Consider the following 22,553-nt stretch of genomic DNA (forward strand, 5'->3'; position numbering starts at 1 on the left):
CAGCCCCCGACGCCGGGGACAGCGCCGCGACCGCCCCGGCCGAGTTTCAGCGCACCGGCCAGGGTGCGGCCTCTTCGCGGCCCTCCCCCGTCATGGCGTACTCCGCGCAGGCGTCGGTGAGGGTTTCCAGGAGGGTGAGGGGTTCGGGGAGGGGGCTTCCCGGGTGCGGGGGGCACAGCCAGCTGACGCCCTCGCTCGCGTCGGGGAGGCGGGACGGGGGCAGCAGGACATAGCTGCCCCGGCAGTGCCAGCGCAGCCCGGGATGCTCCTCCATCGTCTCGGGATGGCTGTCCAACTCGCAGGGCCACCACTCGTCCTCGTCCTCTGGCGTGCCCCGGGTCTTGGTGAAGAACAGCATCCGGTCCCCGCCCAGCAGGGCGACGGGCCCCAGCACCGGCTCGGCGCCGGGGTCGGCGGCCGCGTCCTGCTCCTCCAGCCTGGCCAGCGCCGCGTACCCCGCCTCGGCGGGCACGTCCAGCACATCGTGGGCGCGGCCGGTGGCGGTGATGAAGTTGGCCTCCGGTTCGGCGTGCAGCCAGCGCTCGATCTGGGCGCGGTCGGTGGTGGCCTGGGTCTGCCAGGCGAAGGAGACGGGGTGCCTGCCGGGGGTGGGACAGCCGATCCGTACGCACGAGCAGCCGTACCCGGACGGGTGGGCGGCGGGGGCCAGCGGAAATCCGGCCTCGGCGGCCGTGAGCAGGAGGGCTTCGCGGTCCCTGGCCGCTTCCGCGGCCTCGGCGGCCGGCTGGCCGCCCCGCCCGCCCCAGCGCCGTCCCCCGGAGCCACGGGCCGAGGCTGTCCGTGCCTCGGACCGGTCACCGGGCCGCTCGGCGCCCGCGCGCTCGGTGGCGCGCTCGGCCCGTCGGCGCAGCCATTGGGCGATCCTGCTCTCGCGTTCCATCTACCGCCTCACTCCGCGACCGAGAACCATGAACTCCGAGGGTACGCAGCCCTGCGGCGCGCTGAGGGGGAATCCACGGATCACGGATGTCTCTCCTCTATCCTGCGCTCCCCCGCCGGCGATCCGTAACCCGGGGTCGGGCGCGTCACTCCTGAGTGCCACCCGCCCGGACGCCTTGTCCGGCGCATCGCCCCACTCGCACCTAGCTTGGGGCTATGGTCACAAAGGCGGTTTTTGTCCCAATGATCCCGATGATCGCCCTGACCCTCGCCACGGCACCGGCCGCCCCGGCCGCACCGGCGGGTGCGGCCAGCCGTGCAGGTCCGTCGGTCGCCGAACTGGCGGCGCCTCCGGGCCGAAGGGCGACGGAGGTCTCCCGTGGGGGCGTACCCCGGGGTGTCCGGCTCTCCGGCACCACCATCACGGCGCACCGGGGCGGCGCCCTGGAAGTCCCGGAGAACAGCATGCAGGGGTTGATCGCGACCCAGCAGCGCGGCTACGCCCGCGTTCTGGACGCCGACATCCGCCGACTGCGCGACGGCACGCTGGTGGCGATGCACGACGCGACACTCGACCGCACCACGAACAAGAGCGGCCCGGTCGGCGCGCTGGACTGGAAGGCGTGGCAGAAGGTGCGGCTCACCCCACAGCGCAGCCTGCCGGGACAGTGGCGGCGCGAGCGGCCCCCGGCCGTACGCGAGATCCTCGACCGCTTCGGCGGCGACACCCTCCTGATGCTGGAGCTGAAGGACCCGGAGGGCCTGTCCCGGCTCGCCCGGCTCATCCGCGACCGGCATCTGACCCGCTCCGTCCTGGTGGAGTCCAACGACCCGAAGGTGGCGGCCAGAGCCCACAAGCTGGGGCTGCTGACCGCCGTATGGCGCTCGGCACACCAACTGGCGTACGACCGGCCGAAGCGCTGGAAGGAGTACGTGACGATGCTCAGCGTCGACCAGCGGGCGGCCAAGCGGCACGTCCGCAAGGCCGTACGTTCGGGCATCACCTATGTGTGGTCGCACACCGTCAACACCCGCGCGACCCGCGACCGGATGCTGAGGATGGGCTGCGACGGCATCGTCACCGACCGGCCGGGCAGCCTGGCGTTCACGGGCGCGGAGCAGCTGTAGCCGGGGTCCGCCGTAGCCGGGGACCTGTGCGGAGCCGTCACCCGGGGACGGGCGCGCCGGGCCGGCGCTCAGCGCGGGGCGAGGGCGCGCAGGACCAGCTCGACCAGCCGGTCGCAGAACTCGTGCGTCAGCGGCCCCGTACGGTTGAGCCAGCGCTGCTGGAAGGGGCCGAGCAGCAGCTCGACGGCGAGGTCCAGATCCACATCGGGATCGATCTGCCCGGCCTCCTGCCCCGCGCGCAGTCGTTCGACGTACACCTTCAGGCCCGGCTCGCTGAGCCGGGTGACGAACTGGTCGGCCAGCGCCGGGTCGGCCGCGGCTGCGACGGCCAGCGCCCGGTAGGGCGCCTCGAACGCGGCGTCGGAGAACTCGTCGGCGGTGGCGCGCAGCACCGTCTTCAGATCGGCCTCGATGTCGCCGGTGTCGGGGATGCCGCTCTCGTAGTCCTGGTCGTGCACGACGTCGGTGAAGGCGTCGAGCAGCACCGCCGCCTTGGACGGCCACCAGCGGTAGATCGTCTGCTTGCCGACCCCCGCCCGGGCGGCGATCGCCTCGATGGTCAGCTTCGGATAACCGACCTCGCCGACCAGCTCCATGCTGGCCTTGAGAATCGCCTTACGGGAGCGCTCGCTGCGGCGGGAGGCGTCGGGGTTCTTCGCGGTCGTGGGTGACATGCCATGAATCTAGCAGCGCACTGAGACGAGACGAACCGTCTTGACAAGACGATACGTCTCGCGGCATCCTCGGGGACGTCACAGCGAGACGCAACGTCTCGGGCTGCGGCGTCACGTACGCCATGGACCCGTGAACTCACGGCCTCCATGGCCCCGGCATTCAGGAAGAGGAGACGCTCATGAGCAAGGGACGCGGCGGAAAGATGCTCGGCGTCGGCGGCACCCGCGCACACCTGTCCCGCAAGCAACTGCGGGGCGGCGGCGGAGCCGGCGGACACGGCCCGGGCGGCGGCACGGACCCGCTCGCCCAGAAGCGCGAACTGCTGCGCAGGCTGCGGGAGTCACGCCAGTAGGGCGGGACCTCCTGTGCGGTCCCGCGCACTTGACCGGCAATCCATACAGACAGGCTCCTCAGGGAGCACTATGGGCGCACCGCATCACGCACGTTCCCTGAGGAGCCTGAGATGTACGCAACCCGTCGCTATCTGATGTGTCCTCCGGCCCACTTCCGCGTCACGTACTCCATCAACCCCTGGATGGACCCCGGCAAGCCCGTGGACCTCCCGCTCGCACTCGCCCAGTGGGAAGCCCTCCGCGACCGCTACCTGGCGCTCGGCCACACCGTCGAGATCCTCGACCCGGTCCCTGGACTGCCCGACATGGTCTACGCCGCCAATGGCGCCACCGTCGTCGACGGCAGAGTGCTCGGCGCCCGGTTCGCCCACCCCGAACGCGCCGGGGAGGCGGCGGCACACCGCGAGTGGTACCGCGCGCACGGCTTCACCGACGTCACCGAGCCCGTCCACATCAACGAGGGCGAAGGCGACTTCGCCGTCACCTCCTCGTGGCTGCTGGCCGGCCGCGGGTTCCGCAGCAGCCCGCTCTCGCACGGCGAGGCCCAGGAGTTCTTCGGCCGCCCCGTCATCGGCCTCGACCTGGTCGACCCGCGCTACTACCACCTCGACACGGCCCTGTGCGTACTGGACGCCGAGACGGACGATTTGATGTACCACCCCGCCGCCTTCTCCCCCGGCAGCCAGGCCGTACTCGCACGGATGTTCCCCGACGCGCTGCTCGCGGAGGAGTCCGACGCCCTCGCCCTCGGCCTCAACGCCGTCAGCGACGGCCACCATGTGTTCCTCCCCGAAGCCGCCACCGGCCTCTTCGCCCCCCTGCGGGCCCGCGGCTACGAGCCCGTCCCCGTCGACCTCACGGAGCTGCTGAAGGGCGGCGGCAGCGTCAAATGCGTCACCGCGGAGCTGCGGTTGTAAGAGCTGGACGTGGTGGTTGCGGCCGTCCTGGGTGCCGCCGGACCCTCGCCGCGGTGGTTGCGCACCGCTGCGGCGGACAGGGTTTCCCGGGGGCTACCGCCCCCGGGCCCCCAAGGCGGCAGGCGGCAGGCGGCAGGCGGATGCTCGGCGCTCCGCCCACCCGTGCTTCGCGGGGCAACGGGTGGGCGGGTGGGTGAAAAGGACCGCGGCCACGACGGCGGGACAGCCGACGGACCCCCACCAACACGTCGCGGGATCAAGGGTGGGCGGGCGGGTGAAGAGGACGGCGGGACAGACGGCGGACCCGCACCGGCACGTTGCGGACTCAGGGGTGGGCGGGCGGGAAAGGCGCGCCCCACACAGCCTTGCGCGCAGCGCGATACGCGGAGCCCTCCCGCTTGGTGACGGGACGGCGCCGCAAGCCGCCCTCGCCCTCGCCCTCGCAGAGATCCAGCAGCACCTGCCCCTTCCGCAGCTGCGGCTTCCGTACGATGCGCGCCGCGGCAGGCGCACCCCCGACTGCGTCGCGCACCGCCACCACGTAGCTGAACTTCTCGTCCTCGTACGGCAGCTCACCGCCCTTGACCCGCCGGTGCAGCGAGGACCGGGCGACCCGCACGGCGAAGTGGCACCAGTCCTGCCCGGCCACGATCGGGCAGGCCGCGTCGTGCGGGCAGGGCGCGAGCACCCGCAGCCCCGCGGCGATCAGCGCGTCCCGGCCCTCCCGGATCCGCAGATAGCCGTCCGGCGTACCGGGCTCCACCAGCACCACGGCACCCCGCGCGGCACGCGCCGCCGCTGCCACGACGGCGCGCCGGTCCTCGTCCGCGAGCTCCCCCAGCACATAGGAGACCGTCACCAGATCCGCGGGCTCCCATTCCGGCGCCGTACCGCCGCGCAGCGACGCGCGGCGCCAGTCGGCCTCACCCAGCGCGTCCACCCCCGCCGCCAGCCGGCGGCCGAGGGCCAGCGCGGACTCCGCCCAGTCCAGGACGACAGTCGCGGGTGCCGGATTCCACACCTGTGCCGCTGCCCACACGGCGGCGCCCGTGCCGCCGCCCACGTCCAGCTGGCTGGCCGGCGTCCAGTCCGGGGCGCCCTCGGCCAGCGCGTCCAGCGCGGCGGAGGCCGCGGCGAAGGTGGCGGGCATCCGGTAGGCGGCGTACGCGGCAGCGTCGGCGCCGTCCCGCAGTACGGGGGCGCCGGTGGGGGTCTCGCCCCGGTAGTGGGCGATCAGCCGCTCGACGGCGGCCGACGCCTGCCGCGCGGGCAGCCCGTCCAGCGCTGCGGCGAGCGCGCCGCGCAGTTCTTGCTCGATCACTTCAACAGTGTAGGAAAAGGCGGACAGCGCACCGGCCGGGTGCTCACAGCACGGCCCGGGCCAGCTGAGTGGCCGCGGCGGCGCGGGGGCGGCTGTCGGCGGGGCGACGTACCGGGTGGACGGTATTGGCGAGCAGCACCAGGAAGGTGTCGGTCACCGGGTCGAGCACCAGGCTGGTGCCGGTGAAGCCGGTGTGCCCGGCGGCGCGGGAGCCCGGCCCGGCCAGCTCGCCCATGAACCAGGCGGCGCCGGTCTGGAAGCCGAGCCCGGGCGGACCGAGGAGTTCCGCCACCGAGGAGGGCGCCAGTATCCGGGCGGGCCCGTAGGCACCGCCCGCGAGCAGGGTGCGGCACAGGACGGCCAGGTCGCGCGCTGTGGAGAAGAGCCCGGCGTGCCCGGCCACACCGCCCATGGCGTAGGCGTTCTCGTCATGGACGCGGCCGTGGATCAGTCCGCGGTTGACCTTGGCCCAGGGCTTGCGCTGGTCCTCCGTGGCGGCGATACGGGGCCGCCAGGAGCGGGGCGGGTTGAAGCGGGTGCGGTCCATTCCGAGCGGTGTGGTGATGCCGTCCCGTACGAGCGCGTCCAGCGGCTGTCCCGTGGTGTGCCACAGCACGCTTTGGAGCAGCAGCAGATTGAGGTCGGAGTACAGGTGCGCGGAGCCCGGCTCGGCCAGCGGCTTCTCGGCCCACAGCAGGGCGAGGTGCTCGGCGGTGTTGTACTCGTAGAACGGCAGCTCGGCGCGCAGCCCGGAGGTGTGGGTGAGCAGCTGGCGGACGGTGATGCCGTGGTCGGTGACCAGTCCGGCGCGCGGGTCGGCGTAGTGCACGACGGGCGCGTCGAGGTCGAGGGCGCCACGCTCGACCTGCTGGAGGGCTGCGACGGCGGTGAACAGCTTGGTGAGCGAGGCGAGGTCGAAGACCGTGTCCACCCGCATCGGCAGCCACTTCTCCCGCGGCAGCTCGACCGGCTGCCCCGCCTCGGGGTCCCAGGCGGCGTACCGCAGCGCCCACCCGGTGGCGTGCTCCAGCGCGATGTTCGGACCGCGCCCGGCCAGCACGACGGCACCGGCGCACCAGCCCGTGCCGGGCAGTGCGTCGGTCTCGTCCGCCAGCGCGGCCAGCCGGCCGCTGTCGAGCCCGGCCTTCCGCTGGAAGCGGCGCCGTGCCTCGGCACCGTCCAGGGAGGCCACGCTCCTCAGTCGCGTACGCGCCATGGACGGCAGAGTGTCACGAAGGCCAGCGCGGCGAGTGCTACGGCACTGAGCTGGACGAGCGCCATGGGCACGGCGGTCTGCTCCCCCGCGACGCCGACCAGCGGGGAGGCGACGGCGCCGACGAGGAACTGCGAGGTGCCCAGCAGCGCCGAGGCGGAGCCGGCCGCGTGCGGAGTGCGCATCAGGGCCTGGGAGTTGGCGTTCGGCATGATCAGGCCCATGCCGGACATCATGACGCACAGCCCGGTGGCCAGCGGCGCCAGGCCGACGTGCCCGAAGACGCCGGTCGTCATCAGCAGCAGCGCCACGGTGGCGGCGCCCGACATGCACAGCCCGAAGGCCAGCACCCGGTCCAGGGACACGCGGCCGACCAGCACCTTCCCGTTGAGCTGCCCGCAGGCGACCAGCCCGATGGAGTTGACCATGAACAGCAGGCTGAAGGTCTGCGGTGAGGCGCCGTAGATCTCCTGGACGACGAACGGCGAGGCCGCCACATAGGAGAAGAGCGCGGCGAAGGCGAGGCTGGAGGCGACCAGATAGCCGGTGAAGACGCGGTCGGCGAGCAGTCCGCGCATGGTGCGCAGCGCGTCGGGCAGCCCGCCCTTGTGCCGCCGCTCGGCCGGCAGCGTCTCGGGCAGCTTGCGCAGGACGACGAGGACGAGCAGCAAGCCGATCCCGGCCAGGATGCAGAAGACGCCCCGCCAGTCGGTGAAGCGCAGCACCTGGCCGCCGATGACCGGCGCGAGCACCGGGGCCACGCCGGAGATCAGCATGAGGGTGGAGAAGAACCGGGCCATCGCCAGCCCGTCGTACATGTCGCGGACGACGGCGCGCGCTATCACCACCCCGGCGGCGCCCGCGAGGCCCTGGGCGAGCCGGAAGACAGTGAGGGTGGCGGCGGTGGGCGCCAGCGCACAGGCGATGCTCGCGACGATGTAGCAGGCCATGCCGATCAGGAGCGGTCTGCGCCGTCCGAAGCGGTCGCTCATCGGCCCGGCGACGAGCTGACCGACGGCCAGCCCGATCAGACAGGCCGTCAGAGTGAGCTGCGCGCTTGCGGCCGGGATGTGCAGCGCTTCACTGACCTCCGGGAGGGCCGGGAGGTACATGTCGATGGAGAGGGGCGGGAGCGCGGTCAGCCCGCCGAGGATGAGGGTGAGCAGCAGCCCGGCGCGGCGCCGCCGGGTCAACGAGGGTGCGGGGGCGGCGGATTCCGCGGCGGGTTGCAGATGTTGCGGGGGGTCGGCAGGCACGGCGGATGCGGCGGCCGGTTGCTGGGGGCCGGGCTTGGTCATGCACCTCTCCAGGAGATTGTCATGGGCCCGAACATTCTCCCAGTAATTCCGGGAACGGCCCACACGTTTGTTCCCCCGCCGGCTGTCCACGATGGCCGCCGGCGCTCCGGCGACGACGGTTCCCGGCCACCCGCGAACCGCACGTACGCTGCGCTCATGACGCAGCAGAACCACGAGGAACACGGGCACCACGCCGGTACGACGGGCAGGGCGGATACGACGGATGCGACCGGCGCGACCGGCCCGCGCGAGGCCAGGGCCGCGGGCGGAGGAGCAGCGTCGGCCCGGGTCCCCGGGACCGCGGTGGTGACCGGCGCCGGCTCCGGCATCGGCCGCGCCGTCGCCCTCACCCTCGCCGACGCGGGCTGGACGGTCGTCCTGGCGGGCCGCCGCCAGGAGACGCTTGAGCAGACAGCGCAGCTCGCCGGGGGCGCCGCCACCCGGTGCGTCCCCACGGACGTCACGGACCCGGCCGCGGTCTCCGCGCTGTTCGACGCCGTACGCGAGCACGAGGGCCGGCTGGATCTGCTGTTCAACAACGCGGGCACGTTCGGCCCCGCCGTACCGCTGGAGGACCTCTCCTTCGAGGACTGGCGCGGCGTCGTGGACGTCAATCTGCACGGCGCCTTCCTCTGCGCCCAGTCCGCGTTCCGGCTGATGCGGGACCAGCGGCCGCAGGGTGGCCGCATCATCAACAACGGCTCCATCTCGGCCCACACCCCGCGGCCCGGCTCGATCGCCTACACCGCCACCAAGCACGCGGTGACGGGCCTCACCAAGTCCCTCTCCCTGGACGGCCGCCGGTACGACATCGCCTGCGGCCAGATCGACATCGGCAACGCCGCCACCGAGATGACCGCGGCCATGCCCCAGGGCGTCCCCCAGGCGGACGGCAGCCGCGCGCCGGAACCCACCATGGACGCCGAGGACGTGGCCCGCACCGTGCTGCACATGGCGTCCCTCCCGTTGGAGGCCAACGTCCAGTTCGCGACGGTACTGGCGACGAAGATGCCGTACATCGGACGGGGCTGAGCCCGGGATCACGCGCTCCGGGCACCGTCCCGGCCGTGGCCCTCGGCGACCCGCGCGGTGCCGCTCGGCCGATCTCGGCCTCACCCTGGGACCGGCCGGTCGGCGCCCGGCCGCCGGGTACGATGGCCGCACGGCGGACGAGCCGGCCGGGCGGTCGCGTCGAGGGTGTTTACGCACTCTCGCCGAGGAACGTCCGGGCTCCACAGGGCAGGATGGTGGGTAACGCCCACCCGGGGTGACCCGCGGGACAGTGCCACAGAAAGCAAACCGCCGGGGCTGTGCTCTCGAAAGAGGGCGGTCCTCGGTAAGGGTGAAACGGTGGTGTAAGAGACCACCAGCGCCCAGGGTGACCTGGGCGGCTCGGTAAACCCCATCCGGAGCAAGGTCAAGAGGGGCCGCGGTCGCGGCCCTGCGCGGACGACCGAGGGCGGCCCGCCCGAGTCCGCGGGTAGACCGCAGGAGGCCGGTGGCAACACCGGTCCTAGATGGATGACCGCCACCCCGGCAGCCGCAAGGCCACCGGGTGACAGAACCCGGCGTACAGGCCGACTCGTCCGTCGAAAGGGCCCCTGACCAGCAATTTTGCTGGTCAGGGGCCCTTTCGATATGAGAGCAGCCATGGCAGGCGGCCAGCAGACGGGCGCCCGGCGCGGTCCTGCGCCTGCCGGCCGACCTCGGCCGGCTCGCCCGGGCAGCGGCTGCCGACCGGCCCGACCCGACGCGGCGCCGGTCACACGCCGAACAGCGTCCGGCAGGCGTCCAGGCCGGTGATCCGCACCGGAGTCGTACGGTGCCGCTCCCAGCCCTCGCGCTCCAGCCGCACCCGCTGCAGGACGCGCGCCTTGCCCTGGACGGCCATGTGCAGCATCCCGTCGTGCTGGTAGCCCAGACGGCGCGACACCCCCAGCGAGGCTGCGTTGTCGGTCATCGCCGAGCTGGTCACCGAGTGGGCCCCCAGACCCTCGAAGGCCAGATGCGCGACCGCGGCCCGCATCTCGGTGCCGATGCCCTTGCCCTGGTGGGCCAGGCCCAGCCAGGAGCCGGTGTCGGCCTCCCGGGTGACGGCGAAGTCGAGGCCCATGAGGTCCTGTCGGCCCACCACCCTGCCCTCGTACAGCACCGCCAGGCTCAACGCCCACTCGTCCGGGCTCCAGTTCGCGATGGTGGACAGGACGTGCTGGAAGGTGGACCGGCCCCGCTCCAGCGGCGGGGCGTCGGTCCACGGCGTCGTGAACGGCATGGCAGCCGGGTCGTGCACCCCCTCCGCAGCCACCGCCGCCAACTCCTCCAGCAGCGGGAGGTCTGGGAGGCGCAGCTCCAGCCGGGGCGTGGTGATCCTCAACCCGTACAGGGGCCAGAAAGTCGAGTCCATGACGCGATGCTGCCGATGCGCTGCCCGTGAGTCGAACCGTTTATACGCGTCGCCCCGCTCGGCTGTACGCGTCGCGCCGCTCGGTCCGGCCGTGCGGGGTGGGCGAGGCCGGAGTGGCGAGTGATCCGGAATTGAGCAGCCATCAAGGTAGCCATTGCAGCGCCTTGTCCTGACCGATGGTCGTCCCCGGGCTGGTCGTCTTTCCCGTGGTGGTGCTGACGGCCAGGCGCATACGGCCCTTGGGCAGGGCGTCCGGCACGAGCGCCGTGAACGTCACCGCGGCGGACTTGCCGGCCCGGATGGTCGCATCGTCGTCGGCATCCACGACGCTGGGGCTCAGGCGGAAGAAGCACACGCCCGACCGGTTCGCGGCATTGCCGGCAGTGACACCCGACAAACGCCATGTCAGCTGACGGCAGTTCTTGGTGCCGCGGGCTTTTCCGGCCGGGACAGCTCGTTTCACAGCGGTCTGCGGGGCCGTCACGCTGAGGTGATCTCCCAGCTTCAGGATGCTGGGGTATCTGGGCGCGGGCCGGTCCTCCAGCAGATTGTGCAGTCTGCCCCGCACCACGATGTAGGTGGTGCCCGGATCCGCCGGTTCGTCGGGTTCGGCGGAATCCCCCGTCGGGTTGAGGGACGCTCCGGTCACGCTGAACCGATAGCGAAACCCCTCGGAGGTGGTGAGCTCGACGTTCACCGCCGGCTTCTTGGCCGTGGACGCGGGTTTGCCGTCCGATTCCTGGCCACTGCTCTCCGCGCTCTGCCCGCAGCCCTGAATGAGCAGGGATCCGCAGACAGCGAGCAGTACCACGGAACGATGCACATGTCCTCGGCTGCTACCCGCCATCTGCCCCCCTCGCCGGTGAGGGGGGAACCCCTGCCCGACGCCCGCGGGCTGCGGGTTGCTCCCCCTGCTGTGCTTGGGCAGTCTGCTCCAGGGGTGCAGGGTGGGCAAGCACAGCCCTCATGCCTGGCACGCAAGATCCGCCGGATACGCCCTAGTCGTCGAGGTCGACGCGGATGGTCAGGAGCTGGGTTCCCACCGCGCGGACCACGGCGCTGTTGGCCCGGGGCAGGGTGGTGAGGCGGGCGATCGGGTCGTCGTCGGGGAGCGGGTGGGCCGTGCCGGTGTGCCAGCGGCCGGACAGGCGGACGCGGACGCGCGGGTCCGCCTGGAGGTTGCGGACGTACTGGGATCTGGTGCCGTGCTCGGACACCAGCCAGAACTGCTGCCCTTGGCGACGCCCGCCGACCGGGGTGCGGCGCGGCTGCCCGGAGACGCGGCCGGTGGTCTCCAGGAGGATCTGGCCCGGCAGCCGGCGGGTGAGGGGGTTGACCACCGAACGCTGAAGCGCCGTGATGGCCCGGAACTTCCACCCGCCATTGCGGTCCGGCACGCCTGTCATTCCGTCCTCCGTACGCTGAGCGGCCCCGCCGCGCTGTCGGCGGGGCCTTCCGTCCACACGCAGCCAGCATGATGGTTACGGATGAGCAGAGTCTGGCACCAGGCACTGACAACGGCCGCCGCCCGCCGGACCGAGACCGGAGATCACCGGGGCGCCGGGCGCTCCGCGAGATGGAACAGCTCCGCCCACTGCGCTGCCGTCAGCGACTTGGGCAGTGCGCCCGGCCGGATGCCCTGGCCGCGCAGCCAGTCCAGGACCCGGCCCTGGGAGGGGCGGGCTCCGCGCCCGCGGCCGCGTTCGGATTCCCGTACGGCCAGCGGGACGATCTCGGCGAGGCCCCGGCCAGGGCCGGTGAAGACGCGGTGGACGAAGTCCTGGTAGCGGTGCCGTTCGTGGGCCGCCAGCAGCGGCTCGGCACGGCGGGTGATCGTCATCAGCCCGCCGTCCACCCCGGGCCGCGGCCGGAAGGCCGTCGCCGGTACGCGCTGGACCAGCCGGAAGTCGTACCAGGGCCACCACTGCGCCGTCATCATCGTCGCGCCGCCCACCCCGGCCCGGCGCCGTGCGACCTCCCACTGGACGAGGAGCACCGCGTCGGTCCAGCCGGGCGCGTGCAGGATGCGGCGGAGCATGGCGGTGGTGCGGTGGAACGGGAGGTTGCCGGCGAGGACGTGCGGGCTCCGCGGCGCCTTCCAGCGCAGGAAGTCGGCATCCAGGACAGTGGTCGAGGCAGCCGTACGCCGGCGGAGGCGGTCCGCCGTACGAGCGTCGGCCTCCAGGACGGTCAACGGCCTGCCGAGCCGCTGCAACGGCAGCGTCAGCGCGCCGTCACCGCCGCCGATCTCGACGACGGGGCCTTCGGTACGGGCGACGAGGGAGACGAAGGTACTGATCGTCGCGGGGTCGATGAGGAAGTTCTGGCCGAGTTCGTGCCGGCCTTCGTGGTGGCGGGTCCGGTGGTGCCGGGCCTCGTGGTGTCGGGTGCTGTGCCTGGGCAACGGGTTCTCCGCGGCTTCGTGGGGAAGCCGGGCAGCACGAAGGGCCGCCCGGCGCTGACGCGCTGAAGCGGCGGGGGTCTCCCGAATGCGTCGGAGAGTGGCCGCCGCTAGGGGCGGCGGATCCGCGTGATGGCGCAGCACGCGGCGCAGGTGCAGGCCGCGCAGGCGCAGGAACAGGCCGACATGGAAGCGCACTGTAGGTGCTGTCCCCGGGGGCGCCAACCGGATTTCGGGGCGCCGCGGCACACGGGGAGGGGGCGCGGACATACAGGAAGGGCGCGGCTCCCACGTAGGCCGCGCCCTTCGCCTGACTGCGGCTGCCCGGAGGCAGCCGGCCATCACATGACGGGCAGGTGCCCGCCCATGGGCCGCATGTTGTCGTGCATGCCGCCCATGGGGCCCATCCCGTTCATCCGGCCCTGGTCGGCCATACCGCTCTGGTCGCTCTGGCCACCCTGCTCGGCCATACCGCCCTGGCCACCCTGCTCGGCCGTTCCACCTTGACCACCCTGGTCGGCCATGCCGCCCTGGTCACTCTGGCCGCCCTGGCCGCCCTGGTCGGCCATGCCCTGGCCGCCCTGGTTGGGCGCCTGGCCCTGCTGCTGCGGCCTGGTGTGCTGCTGGCCCGCGGGAGGTACGGCGCCCTGGTCAGCTGCCGGGTCGTCCATGGCGCCCTGGTTGTTCTGGGGCTGCTGCGGCTGCTGGGCCTGCTGCGGCTGCTGACCCTGCGAGGGGCCGTGGTCGCCACGGCCGTGCTGGTGCTCGGGGCATGCGGCGGCGGATCCCGCAGCGGCGAGGATCGCGGTGGCGGACAGTGCGACGGCTGCGAGGGCTGTGCGCTTGAGCATGGGGGGTGCCTTTCTCGGATTGCCCCGGTGGGCCTGGTGGACCACCGAACACGTGCGGGCTGCCCCGGTCGCGTCCCGGTCATTCGGAACATAACCGCACTTCACTCGATGGCCCGTCACCCGGACGGAAACCCCGCACCGCCCGCATCACCCTGCACAGGTGCAGACCGTTGGCCACAGTTGCACGCTGGAGATATGACCCCACCGATAGTCGTGCACCCTCCGTCCGGCACCAGCGGACGGAAAGTGACCGCTCACACCGAAAGCCTCGGGTTCGCGCACCGGCCCGAGGACGTCGTCGAGTTCCTGCGCCGTGCCGGTCTCGACCCCGCCGACATCCAGCTCGACGATCCCAACCTCATCGAGTGGCGGGGCGGCGGCCCCGACGTGTGGCAGTAGCGTCCAGCCCGGCATGCCGGGCCAGACGTACGGAACAAGAGGCAGGTGTGTGGCTCTTTCGGGCGCGGGAGTACCGTCGGGTGTGCCCCCGGGCCGCGAAGTGAGGAGCTTGATCACACCATGCCGCCAACGCCGACTCCCCTGCCGATGCCGTCCCCCGTACCGTCGGGGCGTCGTGGGCTGGGCCAGCGGGATCCCAAGGAAGCGGCCGACCGGACCGCACTGATCGAGGACCTGATGGAGCGCTTCCCGCACATTCCGCGGGAGGCCGTGCTGAAGGAGGACCTGCTTCGGGGCGGGATGGCCTTCGACGACTCGGCGCTCAGCGACACCGCCGACAAGGCGACGGGCGAGATCAAGCCGAAGTCGTACTTCATCTTCTCCTTCGACCACCGCACCCTCCCCGAACTGGGCGAGGCGGCGCTGCGGCGGCCGCCGGAGGAGATCGTCCTGACGGGCGGCCCGTACGACCTGAGCCGCACCGTGGTCTCCGTACGGGTGAACCCGAGCTCGCCGTACCGCGTACGGGCCGGTGAGGACGGCTCGCTCGGCCTCTATCTGGACGGGCGGCGGATCGCGGACGTCGGTCTGCCGCCGATGCCGGACTACTACCGGCACACGCTCGCCAACGGCAAGTCCGTGATGGAGGTGGCCCCCACCATCCAGTGGGGCTACCTGATCTATCTGACGGTCTTCCGGGTGTGCCAGTACTTCGGCGCCAAGGAGGAGTGCCAGTACTGCGACATCAACCACAACTGGCGCCAGCACAAGGCCGCGGGGCGTCCGTACACCGGGGTGAAGCCGGTCGAGGAGGTGCTGGAGGCGCTCCAGATCATCTCCGACCACGACACCCTCGGCGCCTCCAGCGCCTACACCCTCACCGGTGGCTCGATCACCTCGCAGGTGCAGGGCAAGGACGAGGCGGACTTCTACGGGCAGTACGCCAAGGCCATCGAGGAGCGCTTCCCCGGCCGCTGGACCGGCAAGGTCGTGGCGCAGGCGCTGCCCAAGGAGGACGTCCAGCGCTTCCACGACTACGGCATCCGCATCTACCACCCCAACTTCGAGGTGTGGGACAAGCGGCTGTTCGAGCTGTACTGCCCCGGCAAGGAGCGCTATGTCGGCCGCGAGGAGTGGCACCGCCGGATCCTCGACTCGGCGGAGGTCTTCGGCCCGCGGAACGTGATCCCGAACTTCGTCGCCGGGGTGGAGATGGCCGCGCCGTTCGGCTTCGGCTCGGTGGACGAGGCCATCGCCTCCACCACCGAGGGGCTGGACTTCTTCATGTCCCACGGCATCACCCCGCGCTTCACCACCTGGTGCCCCGAGCCGACGACGCCGCTGGGCAAGTCGAACCCGCAGGGCGCGCCGCTGGAGTACCACATCCGGCTGCTGGACGCCTACCGTGCGGCGATGCAGCGGCACGGGCTGTCCTCGCCGCCCGGATACGGTCCCGCCGGCGCGGGCCGCGCGGTCTTCTCCGTCAGCTCGTTCATGGACACGCTGCCGGCGGAGGAAGGCGCGCCGGTCGGGTAACCGGGCGGGTCCGCCGCCGATGAGTTCTCCTGAGGGCTCCGGTCTCTTCTCACGGGAGGGGCCGGAGCCCTTTCCGTATGAGGAGCCGAGGAGACCATCATGGCGAAGCTGACACTGACCACCTTCCTGTCACTCGACGGTGTGATGCAGGCACCCGGCGGCCCCGAGGAGGATCCGCGTGACGGTTTCGACCTCGGCGGCTGGGTGGTGCCCTACGTCGACGAGGGCATGATGAACCACATCAGCACCTGGTTCGGACGCGCGGGTTCCTTCCTGCTGGGGCGGCGCACCTACGAGATCTTCGCGGCGTACTGGCCGCAGATCAGCGACGAGGAGGACCCGGTGGTCGCCCGCCGGCTGAACGCGCTGCCCAAGTACGTCGCCTCGACCACGCTGGAGCACGCCGACTGGCAGGGCACCACGGTGCTCGGCGGCGACGTGGTGGACGCCGTACGCGAGCTGAAGCAGCAGCCGGGGGACGAGCTGCAGATCCACGGCAGCGGCATGCTGGCCAGGGCGCTGATGGCGCACGACCTGATCGACGAGTACCGACTGCTGGTCTACCCGGTGGTCCTGGGCAAGGGCCACCGCCTCTTCGCGGAGGGCGCCGTGCCCACAGCGCTGCACCTGGAGGCCACCGACGCGCTTCCCTCGGGCGTCACGATGCAGACCTACACCCCGGCCGGGCGCCCGACGTTCGGGTCGTTCTGAGGAGTCGCTCAGCGGCCGGTGGCGCCGTCGGTCTGTTCGCGGAGGATGTCGGCGTGGCCCGCGTGCCGCCCGGTCTCCTCGATCATGTGGACGAGAATCCAGCGCATCGTGGGCGGTTCGGCGTCACGCAAGTGGCGTGCGGCCCGGCGGCCGAGGTCGTCGCAGCCGGCGATGATCTCGTCCGACTCGCGGATCGCCTCCTGGTACGCGGCGATCAGCGAGGCGCCGGTCTCGCCCGGCGCGGGCGGCTCGTCGTCGTCCAGCCGCTCGTCGCGTCCGGCGTACACATAGCTGAACCAGTTGCGCTCCACCCGGGTCAGATGCCTGACCAGCCCCAGCAGGCTGGTGCCGGAGGGGACGCCAGGGGCGAGGCCCACTTCGTCGGTGAGGCCGGCCGCCTTGGCGATCACCGCCTCCCGCAGATAGCCCAGGAACGCCGTCAGGGTCTCCTTCTCGCCGCCCGCCACATCGGGGGGCCGTACATCGCCGCGTGCGGAAAATCCGGTCACATCAGTCATGCCGCCGACTGTAACCAGAATTGGCTGGCGGGGGTGCGGTGGTGCTGGTTGGCTTCCGGGGTGACCGCCACCCCGGAAGTCCCTGTCCCGCTAGGCGAAGTCGGTTGTCTCCAGCGTCATGGAGAACGGCGCGGGGATCTCGATCTCCTTGCCGAAGGGCATGGTGACGACCTGTTGGTAGTCGTCGCCATCGGGTTCGCTGAAGAGGGTCACGGCACCTCGTTCCCGGTCGATGAGGAGATAGAGGGGGACCCCAGCGAGCGCGTAGCAGTGGCGTTTGGCGTCCCGGTCGCGCTCAGGACGAGTCGAGGTCACCTCGGCCACCATCGCTACTTCATCGCAGGGCATCCATGGTTCAGCTCCTCGGAAGAGGCGGCGGCTCCTTGGTGCCCAGGTGCCATCCGGGATCACGTAATTCTTCGGGCATCGCCCTCCACGCCCAAGCTTGAGCCCCTTGTTCCCGGAGAAATCCATGGTGGTCGAGGACTTCTCCATCACCTGCATCATCAGGGTGCTGAGGTAGTCCTCATGGTCCCCGTCCGGCGGTGGCGTCACGACGATCTCCCCCTCGATGAGCTCCGCCCGGTAGCCCTCAGGCGTATCCAGTGCCAGGAAGCTCTCCAGCAGTTGCTCTTCCTGCGAGAGCGGCTCGTGTGCCATGGCTGTCATGTCACACCCTTTCGTTGGTCGCCATCAGTTTCGGCTGCCGCACGCGTCGGCGCCGGGGGACGGATCGCCCTTCACTCGATCGTGGCACACAATGCGCAACGAGGGCGCTCACCGCACGGAACCGCGTTACCCGCACATCCGTCCCCTTCCACGGCGGAGTCGATCTCCGTCGACGACCAGTGGGACCAGCGGAAAAGCAGGGGGCGGCGGAAGTGGCCGGTACAGCGGGGACGACGCGGCGTGGGCTGTTGCGGGGCGGGGTTGCCGCCGGGATCGCGGTGGCAGCCGGGGGGACGTGGATGACGGGACGCAGCGCGTACGCGGGGGACGGGACGAACGCGGCGTGGACGGCGTTGGGCAAGGGGCTGGACGGGACGCTGCTGCGGCCCGGGGACCGGGACTTCACGGCGGCCCGCAAGCTGTTCAACCCGCGGTTCGACGCCGTACGCCCCGCCGCGGTGGCGTACTGCGCCGGGCCCGGTGACATAGCCGAGTGCCTCTCCTTCGCGCGCCGGCACGAGATACCGGTGGCCGTGCGCAGCGGGGGGCACTCGTACGCGGGCTGGTCCAGCGGCAAGGGCCGACTCATCATCGACGTCCAGAAGATGGCGCAGGTCAAGGCGTCGGGCCGGAGTGCAACGGTGGGGGCGGGGGCCAAACTCATCGACGTATACGCCGGGTTGGCGGCGCACAAGCGGACGATACCGGCGGGCTCCTGTCCCACTGTCGGGGTCTCGGGGCTCACGCTGGGCGGCGGGATCGGCGTCGTCGCCCGCGCCTACGGGCTGACGTGCGACAGCCTGACCGGTGCCACGGTCGTCACCGCCGACGGCAAGCTGCGCAAGGTGAACGGGGAGAAGGACGGCGATCTGTTCTGGGCGCTGCGCGGCGGGGGAGGCGGCAACTTCGGCGTCGTCACCTCGCTGGACTTCCAGACCCATGTGGCGCCCACCTGCCAGACGTTCTTCCTCTCCTGGCCCTGGTCGCGGGCCGCGGCCGTGCTGCGCGAATGGCAGCGGTGGGCGCCGGTGGCGCCCGAGGAGATCTGGGCCAACCTTCATCTGTCGGCACCGGTCGGCGGCCGTCCGGGCAGTGTGCGGGTCGGCGGGCTGTCGCTGGGGGCGCGCCGGGAGCTGGAGAACCAGCTCGACCGGCTGGCGGACCGCATCGGTACGCCGGCCTCGGATGTGTCGGTGCGGCGGCACTCGTACATGGACGCGATGAAGGTGATGGGCGGGGTCTCCGGCTGGACGCTCGCCCAGGCGCATCAGCGGGGCACGCTGCCGGGCCGTACGAAGCGGGGGAAGGTGGCCCGCGAGTCGTACGCCGCACGCTCCGACTTCTACACCCGCTCCCTGCCGGCCGCCGGGATGCGGGCTCTGCTGGAGAGGGTCGAGCGGCTGTCCGCGCTGCGGGGCGGCGGAGCCGGAAGTGTCGCGCTCGACGCGCTGGGCGGCGCCGCGAACCGGCCGCGGCCGGATGCGACGGCGTTCGTGCACCGGAACGCCCGCTTCCTGGCGCAGTACATCATCTCCTGGCCGGGCGCCGCCGGCCCCAAGACGGTGGCGGGGCACCGCGGCTGGCTCGACGGCACCCATGTGGCGATGCGCCGGTGGGCCAGCGGCTTCGCCTACCAGAACTACCCCGACCCCGCGCTGCGCGACTGGCGGCACGCGTACTACGGCAGCAACGCCGAGCGGCTGGCCAAGGTCAAGGCGGTATACGACCCGGACCGGGTCTTCACCTTCCCGCACGCCGTGTGAGTGCCCCGGGCCGGTGCCCGGCACTTGGGCCCGTACGCTGGCAGGCGCCCTGCCGCCGTACTCCCCCGGTCGTTGGCCGGGAGGTGCCCAGAGAAGGAGAAGTGCCGTGCTCGTGCTGTTGCCGCCGTCCGAGGGGAAGGCCGAGGGCGGCAAGGGCCGCCCGCTGGACCTGGACGCCCTGTCGCTCCCGGGGCTGACGCGGGCGCGGGAGACGGTGCTGGAGGAGCTGGTGACGCTCTGCCGCGCGGACGAGGAGAAGGCACGCGAAGTGCTGGGGCTCAGCGAGGGGCTGCGCGGCGAGGTCGCCAAGAACGCCCGGCTGCGGACGGCGCCGACGCTGCCGGCGGGCGAGCTCTACACCGGGGTGCTGTACGACGCGCTGGGCCTGGCCACCCTCGATCCGGCCGCCAAGCGGCGCGCCGCCCGCTCGCTGCTGGTGTTCTCCGCGCTGTGGGGCGCGGTCGGGATCAAGGACCGGATCCCCTCCTACCGGCTCTCGGGCGGCGTGAAGCTGCCGGGCACCGGCGCGCTGGGCCGGTTCTGGCGTGACCCGCTGGAGTCGGTGCTGCCCGAGGCGGCGGGCGGCGGTCTGGTGCTGGATCTGCGTTCGTCGGCGTACGCGAACATGTGGAAGCCCAAGGGCGAGCTCGCACGGCGCACCGCCACCGTGCGGGTGTTGCAGTCGCGCTTGGTGGACGGGGTGGAGAAGCGGTCGGTCGTCAGTCACTTCAACAAGGCGACCAAGGGCCGCATCGTTCGGGCGCTGCTGGAGGCGGGCGCGGCGCCGAAGACCCCGGCGCAGCTGGCCGGGGCGCTGCGCGAGCTGGGGTACGTCGTGGAAGGTGCGGAGGGCGAGGCCGGGCCGCGGGCCACGGCGCTGGATGTGGTGGTGACGGAGCTTTAGGGCCGCCTTTTGTGAGAGCCATTGCGCATGATGCAACGGATGTTGCGTGCAGTGCGGCTCGCGGGCACGATACGGGCATGACTCCCGCGCCCTCCGTGCTCGACCTCGCCCCCGTCATCCCGGTCGTCGTGCTGGAGGACGCGGCGGACGCCGTACCGCTCGCCCGGGCGCTGGTCGCGGGCGGGCTGCCCGCGATCGAGGTGACGCTGCGCACCGCGGCGGCACCGGAGGCGATCCGCGCCATCGCGGACGCCGTACCCGAGGCGGTCGTCGGCGCGGGCACGGTGCTCGGTCCGGAGAGCGTGCGTACTGCCGTGGCGGCCGGGGCGCGGTTCCTCGTCAGCCCCGGCTGGACGGACCCGCTGCTGGACGCCATGCGCGCGTCCGGGGTGCCGTTCCTGCCCGGCGTCTCGACGGTGTCGGAGGTCATGGCGCTGCTGGAGCGCGGCGTCACGGAGATGAAGTTCTTCCCCGCTGAGGCGGCGGGTGGCGTCGGCTGGCTGAAGTCGCTGGCCTCACCCCTCCCCCAGGCGCGTTTCTGCCCCACCGGCGGGGTGACGGCGGCCAACGCGGCCGGCTATCTGGCACTGCCCAACGTCGGCTGCGTCGGCGGCACCTGGATGCTGCCCGCCGACGCGCTCGCGGCCAAGGACTGGGAGCGGGTACGGGCGCTGGCCGCCGAGGCGTCGGGGGCGCGCCCCACCGGGTAGGTTGCGGCCATGGCAACTCACGAGGCTCACGGGGGACCTGGGGCGATATGCCCCGCGTGTGGCGGTGCGAGCGCCCGCCCGGTCTCCGAGGCACGCGCCGGTAAGGGCGCCATGCGCAAGGATCTGCTGACCCGGCTGGCACCGGGCCCGGAGAAGTCGGGCGACGGCTGGATGCACTTTCTGGAGGGCATGGTCCTCACCGGTATCGGCATCGCCCTCGCCTACACCGGCAAGGAGCAGGACAAGCCGCTGTATCTCGCGGGCGGGATCGCGCTGGCGGTGCTGTGTTTCGTCGGCACGATCGCCGTCGTCCGCGGCGACCGGCGCGAACGCAGGGCGGAGTCCGCCGGTTCGGGGCGCGCCGCGCGGGTGTGGGACCCCGCGTTCTACTGCTACGGCTGCGAATCGGTCTTCTGCCCCGGCGGGGTGCCCTGGCAAGGGGTGCTGACGCCGGAGCAGTTCAAGAAGTTCGTATGGACGGAGGGGGGTTACGCGGACCAGTTGACGGGCTCCGCGAAGGAGGCTCGTCTCTGACTGGGGGGGGACGCTCCCTCTCTTTTCCGCCGCCTCTCGCGAAGAGCCAGGTCCTACCGCAGATGCCCCGTGTCGTTGAGGAGGCGCAGGGAGGCGTTGCCGTCGGCGTAGTAGGCGACGGCGGACAGTGAGGCGGCGGAGAGTTCCATGCGGAAGAGGGACTCGGGCGGGGCGCCGAGGGCGAGCCGTACCAGGGTCTTGACCGGTGTCACATGGGTGACGAGCAGCACGGTGCGACCCGCGTACCGGGCCAGGAGTTTGTCGCGGGTCACAGCGACCCGTCGGGCGACCTCTTCGAAGGACTCGCCACCCCCGGTGGGGCGCGCGGTGGGAGAGGCCAGCCATGCCTCGAGGTCCTCCGCGTGGCGCTCGCGGACCTCCGCGAAGGTCAAGCCCTCCCAGGCGCCGAAGTCGGTCTCGCGCAGCCCCTCGTCGGTGCGGACGCTCAGTCCGAGGCGGTCCGCGACGGTGGCGGCCGTCTCCTGGCAGCGGCGCAGCGGTGAGGAGACCACGGCCTGGACGGTGCCCCGGGCCGCGAGCGACTCGGCGACGGCGGCGGCCTGCCGCCGCCCCACCGCGGAGAGTTCCGGATCGGAGCCGCCGCTGCCGGAGAACCGCTTCTCAGGCGTGAGCGGCGTCTCGCCGTGCCGGAGCAGTACGAACGTGGTGGGGGTGCCGAGGTCGGGCCCCCAGCCGACCCGGACGGCGGGCGCGGTGGGGCCGGGGTCGGTCGCGGCTGCGGGCTCCGCGACCGCGGGCTCCGCGGCCGGCGTGCCCGGCGCGGCGTCCAGCTCGGCGCGGGACGCGCCGGCGTCCCAGCGTTCACCGCGTTTGCCGGCGTCCATCGCCTCGTTGGCGAGCCGGTCGGCGTGCTTGTTCTTCTCGCGCGGGATCCACTCGTAGCTGACGGCGTCCGGCGGGAAGACGGCCGCGGCCTCCATGGCGAGCGGGCGCATATCGGGGTGCTTGATCTTCCAGCGGCCCGACATCTGCTCGACGACGAGCTTGGAGTCCATCCGCACCAGCACCGCGGCGTTCGCGTCGAGCTCGTAGGCGGCGCGCAGCCCGGCCAGCAGCCCCCGGTACTCGGCGACGTTGTTGGTGGCCCTGCCGATGAACTCGGCGGTCTCCCGGAGGGTTTCACCGGAGGCGGCGTCCTTCACGACGGCGCCGTATCCGGCCGGACCCGGGTTGCCCCGCGAACCGCCGTCCGCCTCGACGACGAAGGTACGGCGCGCCTGCGCTCCGCTCACAGCATTTCTCCGTTCGCTTCTCCGCTCACGCGGCAGCGTGCAGGCATCGTCGCTGTGTGCACCCCGGCAGCCGCATGCGCTCCCCCAGCCTTCGG

The 22,553-nt window shown here is 72.2% G+C and carries 24 protein-coding genes and 1 other RNA gene; 12 read left to right on the forward strand and 13 right to left on the reverse strand.

Features of this window, described 5'->3' with window-relative positions; translation table 11 throughout:
• Positions 1-46: 46 nt before the first annotated feature.
• Entirely contained in the window at positions 47-901 is an 855-nt protein-coding gene (locus ACQEU8_RS28650) for a bifunctional DNA primase/polymerase (RefSeq protein WP_433106110.1), read from the reverse strand.
• 242 nt (positions 902-1,143) lie between these two features.
• On the opposite strand from ACQEU8_RS28650, the gene ACQEU8_RS28655 reads away from it, so the two are divergent.
• A complete protein-coding gene (locus ACQEU8_RS28655) occupies positions 1,144-2,028 on the forward strand; it encodes a glycerophosphodiester phosphodiesterase (protein WP_433106112.1) in 885 nt (294 codons plus the stop codon).
• Between the two features lie 68 nt (positions 2,029-2,096).
• Here the strand turns inward: ACQEU8_RS28655 and ACQEU8_RS28660 are convergent, their stop codons facing one another.
• The gene (locus ACQEU8_RS28660; RefSeq protein WP_433106114.1) at positions 2,097-2,702 is read right to left on the reverse strand and encodes a TetR/AcrR family transcriptional regulator; all 606 of its coding nucleotides are present in this window, start codon (positions 2,700-2,702) and stop codon (positions 2,097-2,099) included.
• Positions 2,703-2,881: 179 nt separating this feature from the next.
• On the opposite strand from ACQEU8_RS28660, the gene ACQEU8_RS28665 reads away from it, so the two are divergent.
• Both ACQEU8_RS28665 and ddaH read left to right on the forward strand, forming a co-directional pair.
• Complete coding sequence (locus tag ACQEU8_RS28665; protein ID WP_433106116.1) at positions 2,882-3,055, forward strand: DUF6243 family protein; 174 nt, start codon at positions 2,882-2,884, stop codon at positions 3,053-3,055.
• A 111-nt stretch (positions 3,056-3,166) separates the two neighbouring features.
• On the forward strand, positions 3,167-3,973 hold the full coding sequence (ddaH, locus tag ACQEU8_RS28670) for a dimethylargininase (protein ID WP_433106118.1): 807 nt from the start codon (positions 3,167-3,169) through the stop codon (positions 3,971-3,973).
• Positions 3,974-4,298: 325 nt separating this feature from the next.
• Here ddaH and ACQEU8_RS28675 read toward each other — a convergent pair whose 3' ends face one another.
• Genes ACQEU8_RS28675 through ACQEU8_RS28685 form a run of 3 tightly spaced genes read right to left on the reverse strand, consistent with a single transcriptional unit; the run spans position 4,299 to position 7,805 of the window.
• Positions 4,299-5,294, reverse strand: a complete 996-nt coding sequence (locus ACQEU8_RS28675) for a small ribosomal subunit Rsm22 family protein (protein ID WP_433106120.1) — start codon at positions 5,292-5,294, stop codon at positions 4,299-4,301.
• Between the two features lie 43 nt (positions 5,295-5,337).
• Positions 5,338-6,510 (reverse strand): serine hydrolase domain-containing protein, encoded by a 1,173-nt coding sequence (locus ACQEU8_RS28680; protein ID WP_433106122.1) that lies wholly within the window; start codon positions 6,508-6,510, stop codon positions 5,338-5,340.
• Entirely contained in the window at positions 6,492-7,805 is a 1,314-nt protein-coding gene (locus ACQEU8_RS28685) for a Bcr/CflA family multidrug efflux MFS transporter (RefSeq protein WP_433106124.1), read from the reverse strand. Before ACQEU8_RS28685 ends, ACQEU8_RS28680 begins: the two co-directional genes overlap by 19 nt.
• 156 nt (positions 7,806-7,961) lie before the next feature.
• On the opposite strand from ACQEU8_RS28685, the gene ACQEU8_RS28690 reads away from it, so the two are divergent.
• Both ACQEU8_RS28690 and rnpB read left to right on the forward strand, forming a co-directional pair.
• A complete protein-coding gene (locus tag ACQEU8_RS28690) occupies positions 7,962-8,837 on the forward strand; it encodes an SDR family oxidoreductase (protein ID WP_433106126.1) in 876 nt (291 codons plus the stop codon).
• Positions 8,838-8,975: 138 nt separating this feature from the next.
• Positions 8,976-9,394, forward strand: an RNA gene (gene rnpB / locus ACQEU8_RS28695) — RNase P RNA component class A.
• Between the two features lie 173 nt (positions 9,395-9,567).
• Here the strand turns inward: rnpB and ACQEU8_RS28700 are convergent.
• The 5 genes from ACQEU8_RS28700 to ACQEU8_RS28720 form a co-directional block, all read right to left on the reverse strand.
• Positions 9,568-10,209 carry a GNAT family N-acetyltransferase gene (locus ACQEU8_RS28700; RefSeq protein ID WP_433106128.1) on the reverse strand — a complete coding sequence of 214 codons (642 nt, stop codon included), beginning with the start codon at positions 10,207-10,209 and terminating at the stop codon, positions 9,568-9,570.
• A gap of 142 nt (positions 10,210-10,351) precedes the next feature.
• Positions 10,352-10,906, reverse strand: a complete 555-nt coding sequence (locus tag ACQEU8_RS28705) for a hypothetical protein (protein WP_433106130.1) — start codon at positions 10,904-10,906, stop codon at positions 10,352-10,354.
• A 301-nt stretch (positions 10,907-11,207) separates the two neighbouring features.
• Positions 11,208-11,615 (reverse strand): nitroreductase/quinone reductase family protein, encoded by a 408-nt coding sequence (locus ACQEU8_RS28710; RefSeq protein WP_433106132.1) that lies wholly within the window; start codon positions 11,613-11,615, stop codon positions 11,208-11,210.
• A gap of 143 nt (positions 11,616-11,758) precedes the next feature.
• Positions 11,759-12,613, reverse strand: a complete 855-nt coding sequence (erm, locus tag ACQEU8_RS28715) for a 23S ribosomal RNA methyltransferase Erm (RefSeq protein ID WP_433106134.1) — start codon at positions 12,611-12,613, stop codon at positions 11,759-11,761.
• Positions 12,614-12,951: 338 nt separating this feature from the next.
• The gene (locus ACQEU8_RS28720; RefSeq protein WP_433106136.1) at positions 12,952-13,461 is read right to left on the reverse strand and encodes a hypothetical protein; all 510 of its coding nucleotides are present in this window, start codon (positions 13,459-13,461) and stop codon (positions 12,952-12,954) included.
• Between the two features lie 195 nt (positions 13,462-13,656).
• Here ACQEU8_RS28720 and ACQEU8_RS28725 point away from each other — a divergent pair, with 195 nt between their 5' ends.
• From ACQEU8_RS28725 to ACQEU8_RS28735, 3 genes are all read left to right on the forward strand, one after another.
• Positions 13,657-13,860 carry a hypothetical protein gene (locus ACQEU8_RS28725; RefSeq protein WP_433106138.1) on the forward strand — a complete coding sequence of 68 codons (204 nt, stop codon included), beginning with the start codon at positions 13,657-13,659 and terminating at the stop codon, positions 13,858-13,860.
• 237 nt (positions 13,861-14,097) lie between these two features.
• Positions 14,098-15,396 carry a radical SAM protein gene (locus tag ACQEU8_RS28730; protein ID WP_433108793.1) on the forward strand — a complete coding sequence of 433 codons (1,299 nt, stop codon included), beginning with the start codon at positions 14,098-14,100 and terminating at the stop codon, positions 15,394-15,396.
• A 99-nt stretch (positions 15,397-15,495) separates the two neighbouring features.
• Positions 15,496-16,107: a dihydrofolate reductase family protein gene (locus ACQEU8_RS28735; RefSeq protein WP_433106140.1), complete on the forward strand. Its 612-nt coding sequence runs from the start codon at positions 15,496-15,498 to the stop codon at positions 16,105-16,107.
• 8 nt (positions 16,108-16,115) lie between these two features.
• Here ACQEU8_RS28735 and ACQEU8_RS28740 read toward each other — a convergent pair whose 3' ends face one another.
• Complete coding sequence (locus ACQEU8_RS28740; protein ID WP_433106142.1) at positions 16,116-16,625, reverse strand: DinB family protein; 510 nt, start codon at positions 16,623-16,625, stop codon at positions 16,116-16,118.
• Positions 16,626-16,715: 90 nt separating this feature from the next.
• Entirely contained in the window at positions 16,716-17,285 is a 570-nt protein-coding gene (locus tag ACQEU8_RS28745) for a Uma2 family endonuclease (RefSeq protein ID WP_433108795.1), read from the reverse strand.
• A 308-nt stretch (positions 17,286-17,593) separates the two neighbouring features.
• Between ACQEU8_RS28745 and ACQEU8_RS28750 the strand changes: the two genes are divergently transcribed.
• The 4 genes from ACQEU8_RS28750 to ACQEU8_RS28765 all read left to right on the forward strand — a co-directional run bounded on the left by ACQEU8_RS28750 (position 17,594) and on the right by ACQEU8_RS28765 (position 21,205).
• The gene (locus tag ACQEU8_RS28750) at positions 17,594-19,057 is read left to right on the forward strand and encodes an FAD-binding oxidoreductase (protein ID WP_433106144.1); all 1,464 of its coding nucleotides are present in this window, start codon (positions 17,594-17,596) and stop codon (positions 19,055-19,057) included.
• Positions 19,058-19,163: 106 nt separating this feature from the next.
• Entirely contained in the window at positions 19,164-19,961 is a 798-nt protein-coding gene (gene yaaA / locus ACQEU8_RS28755) for a peroxide stress protein YaaA (RefSeq protein ID WP_433106146.1), read from the forward strand.
• Between the two features lie 77 nt (positions 19,962-20,038).
• The gene (eda, locus tag ACQEU8_RS28760; protein WP_433106148.1) at positions 20,039-20,671 is read left to right on the forward strand and encodes a bifunctional 4-hydroxy-2-oxoglutarate aldolase/2-dehydro-3-deoxy-phosphogluconate aldolase; all 633 of its coding nucleotides are present in this window, start codon (positions 20,039-20,041) and stop codon (positions 20,669-20,671) included.
• Positions 20,672-20,680: 9 nt separating this feature from the next.
• A complete protein-coding gene (locus tag ACQEU8_RS28765; RefSeq protein ID WP_433106150.1) occupies positions 20,681-21,205 on the forward strand; it encodes a hypothetical protein in 525 nt (174 codons plus the stop codon).
• A gap of 53 nt (positions 21,206-21,258) precedes the next feature.
• Here the strand turns inward: ACQEU8_RS28765 and ACQEU8_RS28770 are convergent, their stop codons facing one another.
• Positions 21,259-22,458 carry a bifunctional RNase H/acid phosphatase gene (locus ACQEU8_RS28770; RefSeq protein ID WP_433106152.1) on the reverse strand — a complete coding sequence of 400 codons (1,200 nt, stop codon included), beginning with the start codon at positions 22,456-22,458 and terminating at the stop codon, positions 21,259-21,261.
• Between the last annotated feature and the right edge of the window lie 95 nt (positions 22,459-22,553).

This window comes from Streptomyces sp. CA-250714 (assembly GCF_050936705.1).
Classification (GTDB): Bacteria; Actinomycetota; Actinomycetes; order Streptomycetales; family Streptomycetaceae; genus Streptomyces.

What these genes read in the sequence shown, in the direction of transcription:
- ACQEU8_RS28650 (WP_433106110.1), bottom strand. Translation starts at nt 901, where the DNA reads ATGGAACGCGAGAGCAGGATCGCCCAATGGCTGCGCCGACGGGCCGAG.
- ACQEU8_RS28655 (WP_433106112.1), top strand. Translation starts at nt 1,144, where the DNA reads ATGATCCCGATGATCGCCCTGACCCTCGCCACGGCACCGGCCGCCCCG.
- ACQEU8_RS28660 (WP_433106114.1), bottom strand. Translation starts at nt 2,702, where the DNA reads ATGTCACCCACGACCGCGAAGAACCCCGACGCCTCCCGCCGCAGCGAG.
- ACQEU8_RS28665 (WP_433106116.1), top strand. Translation starts at nt 2,882, where the DNA reads ATGAGCAAGGGACGCGGCGGAAAGATGCTCGGCGTCGGCGGCACCCGC.
- ddaH (WP_433106118.1), top strand. Translation starts at nt 3,167, where the DNA reads ATGTACGCAACCCGTCGCTATCTGATGTGTCCTCCGGCCCACTTCCGC.
- ACQEU8_RS28680 (WP_433106122.1), bottom strand. Translation starts at nt 6,510, where the DNA reads ATGGCGCGTACGCGACTGAGGAGCGTGGCCTCCCTGGACGGTGCCGAG.
- ACQEU8_RS28685 (WP_433106124.1), bottom strand. Translation starts at nt 7,805, where the DNA reads ATGACCAAGCCCGGCCCCCAGCAACCGGCCGCCGCATCCGCCGTGCCT.
- ACQEU8_RS28690 (WP_433106126.1), top strand. Translation starts at nt 7,962, where the DNA reads ATGACGCAGCAGAACCACGAGGAACACGGGCACCACGCCGGTACGACG.
- ACQEU8_RS28700 (WP_433106128.1), bottom strand. Translation starts at nt 10,209, where the DNA reads ATGGACTCGACTTTCTGGCCCCTGTACGGGTTGAGGATCACCACGCCC.
- ACQEU8_RS28710 (WP_433106132.1), bottom strand. Translation starts at nt 11,615, where the DNA reads ATGACAGGCGTGCCGGACCGCAATGGCGGGTGGAAGTTCCGGGCCATC.
- ACQEU8_RS28720 (WP_433106136.1), bottom strand. Translation starts at nt 13,461, where the DNA reads ATGCTCAAGCGCACAGCCCTCGCAGCCGTCGCACTGTCCGCCACCGCG.
- ACQEU8_RS28725 (WP_433106138.1), top strand. Translation starts at nt 13,657, where the DNA reads ATGACCCCACCGATAGTCGTGCACCCTCCGTCCGGCACCAGCGGACGG.
- ACQEU8_RS28730 (WP_433108793.1), top strand. Translation starts at nt 14,098, where the DNA reads ATGGAGCGCTTCCCGCACATTCCGCGGGAGGCCGTGCTGAAGGAGGAC.
- ACQEU8_RS28735 (WP_433106140.1), top strand. Translation starts at nt 15,496, where the DNA reads ATGGCGAAGCTGACACTGACCACCTTCCTGTCACTCGACGGTGTGATG.
- ACQEU8_RS28740 (WP_433106142.1), bottom strand. Translation starts at nt 16,625, where the DNA reads ATGACTGATGTGACCGGATTTTCCGCACGCGGCGATGTACGGCCCCCC.
- ACQEU8_RS28745 (WP_433108795.1), bottom strand. Translation starts at nt 17,285, where the DNA reads ATGGCACACGAGCCGCTCTCGCAGGAAGAGCAACTGCTGGAGAGCTTC.
- ACQEU8_RS28750 (WP_433106144.1), top strand. Translation starts at nt 17,594, where the DNA reads ATGACGGGACGCAGCGCGTACGCGGGGGACGGGACGAACGCGGCGTGG.
- eda (WP_433106148.1), top strand. Translation starts at nt 20,039, where the DNA reads ATGACTCCCGCGCCCTCCGTGCTCGACCTCGCCCCCGTCATCCCGGTC.
- ACQEU8_RS28765 (WP_433106150.1), top strand. Translation starts at nt 20,681, where the DNA reads ATGGCAACTCACGAGGCTCACGGGGGACCTGGGGCGATATGCCCCGCG.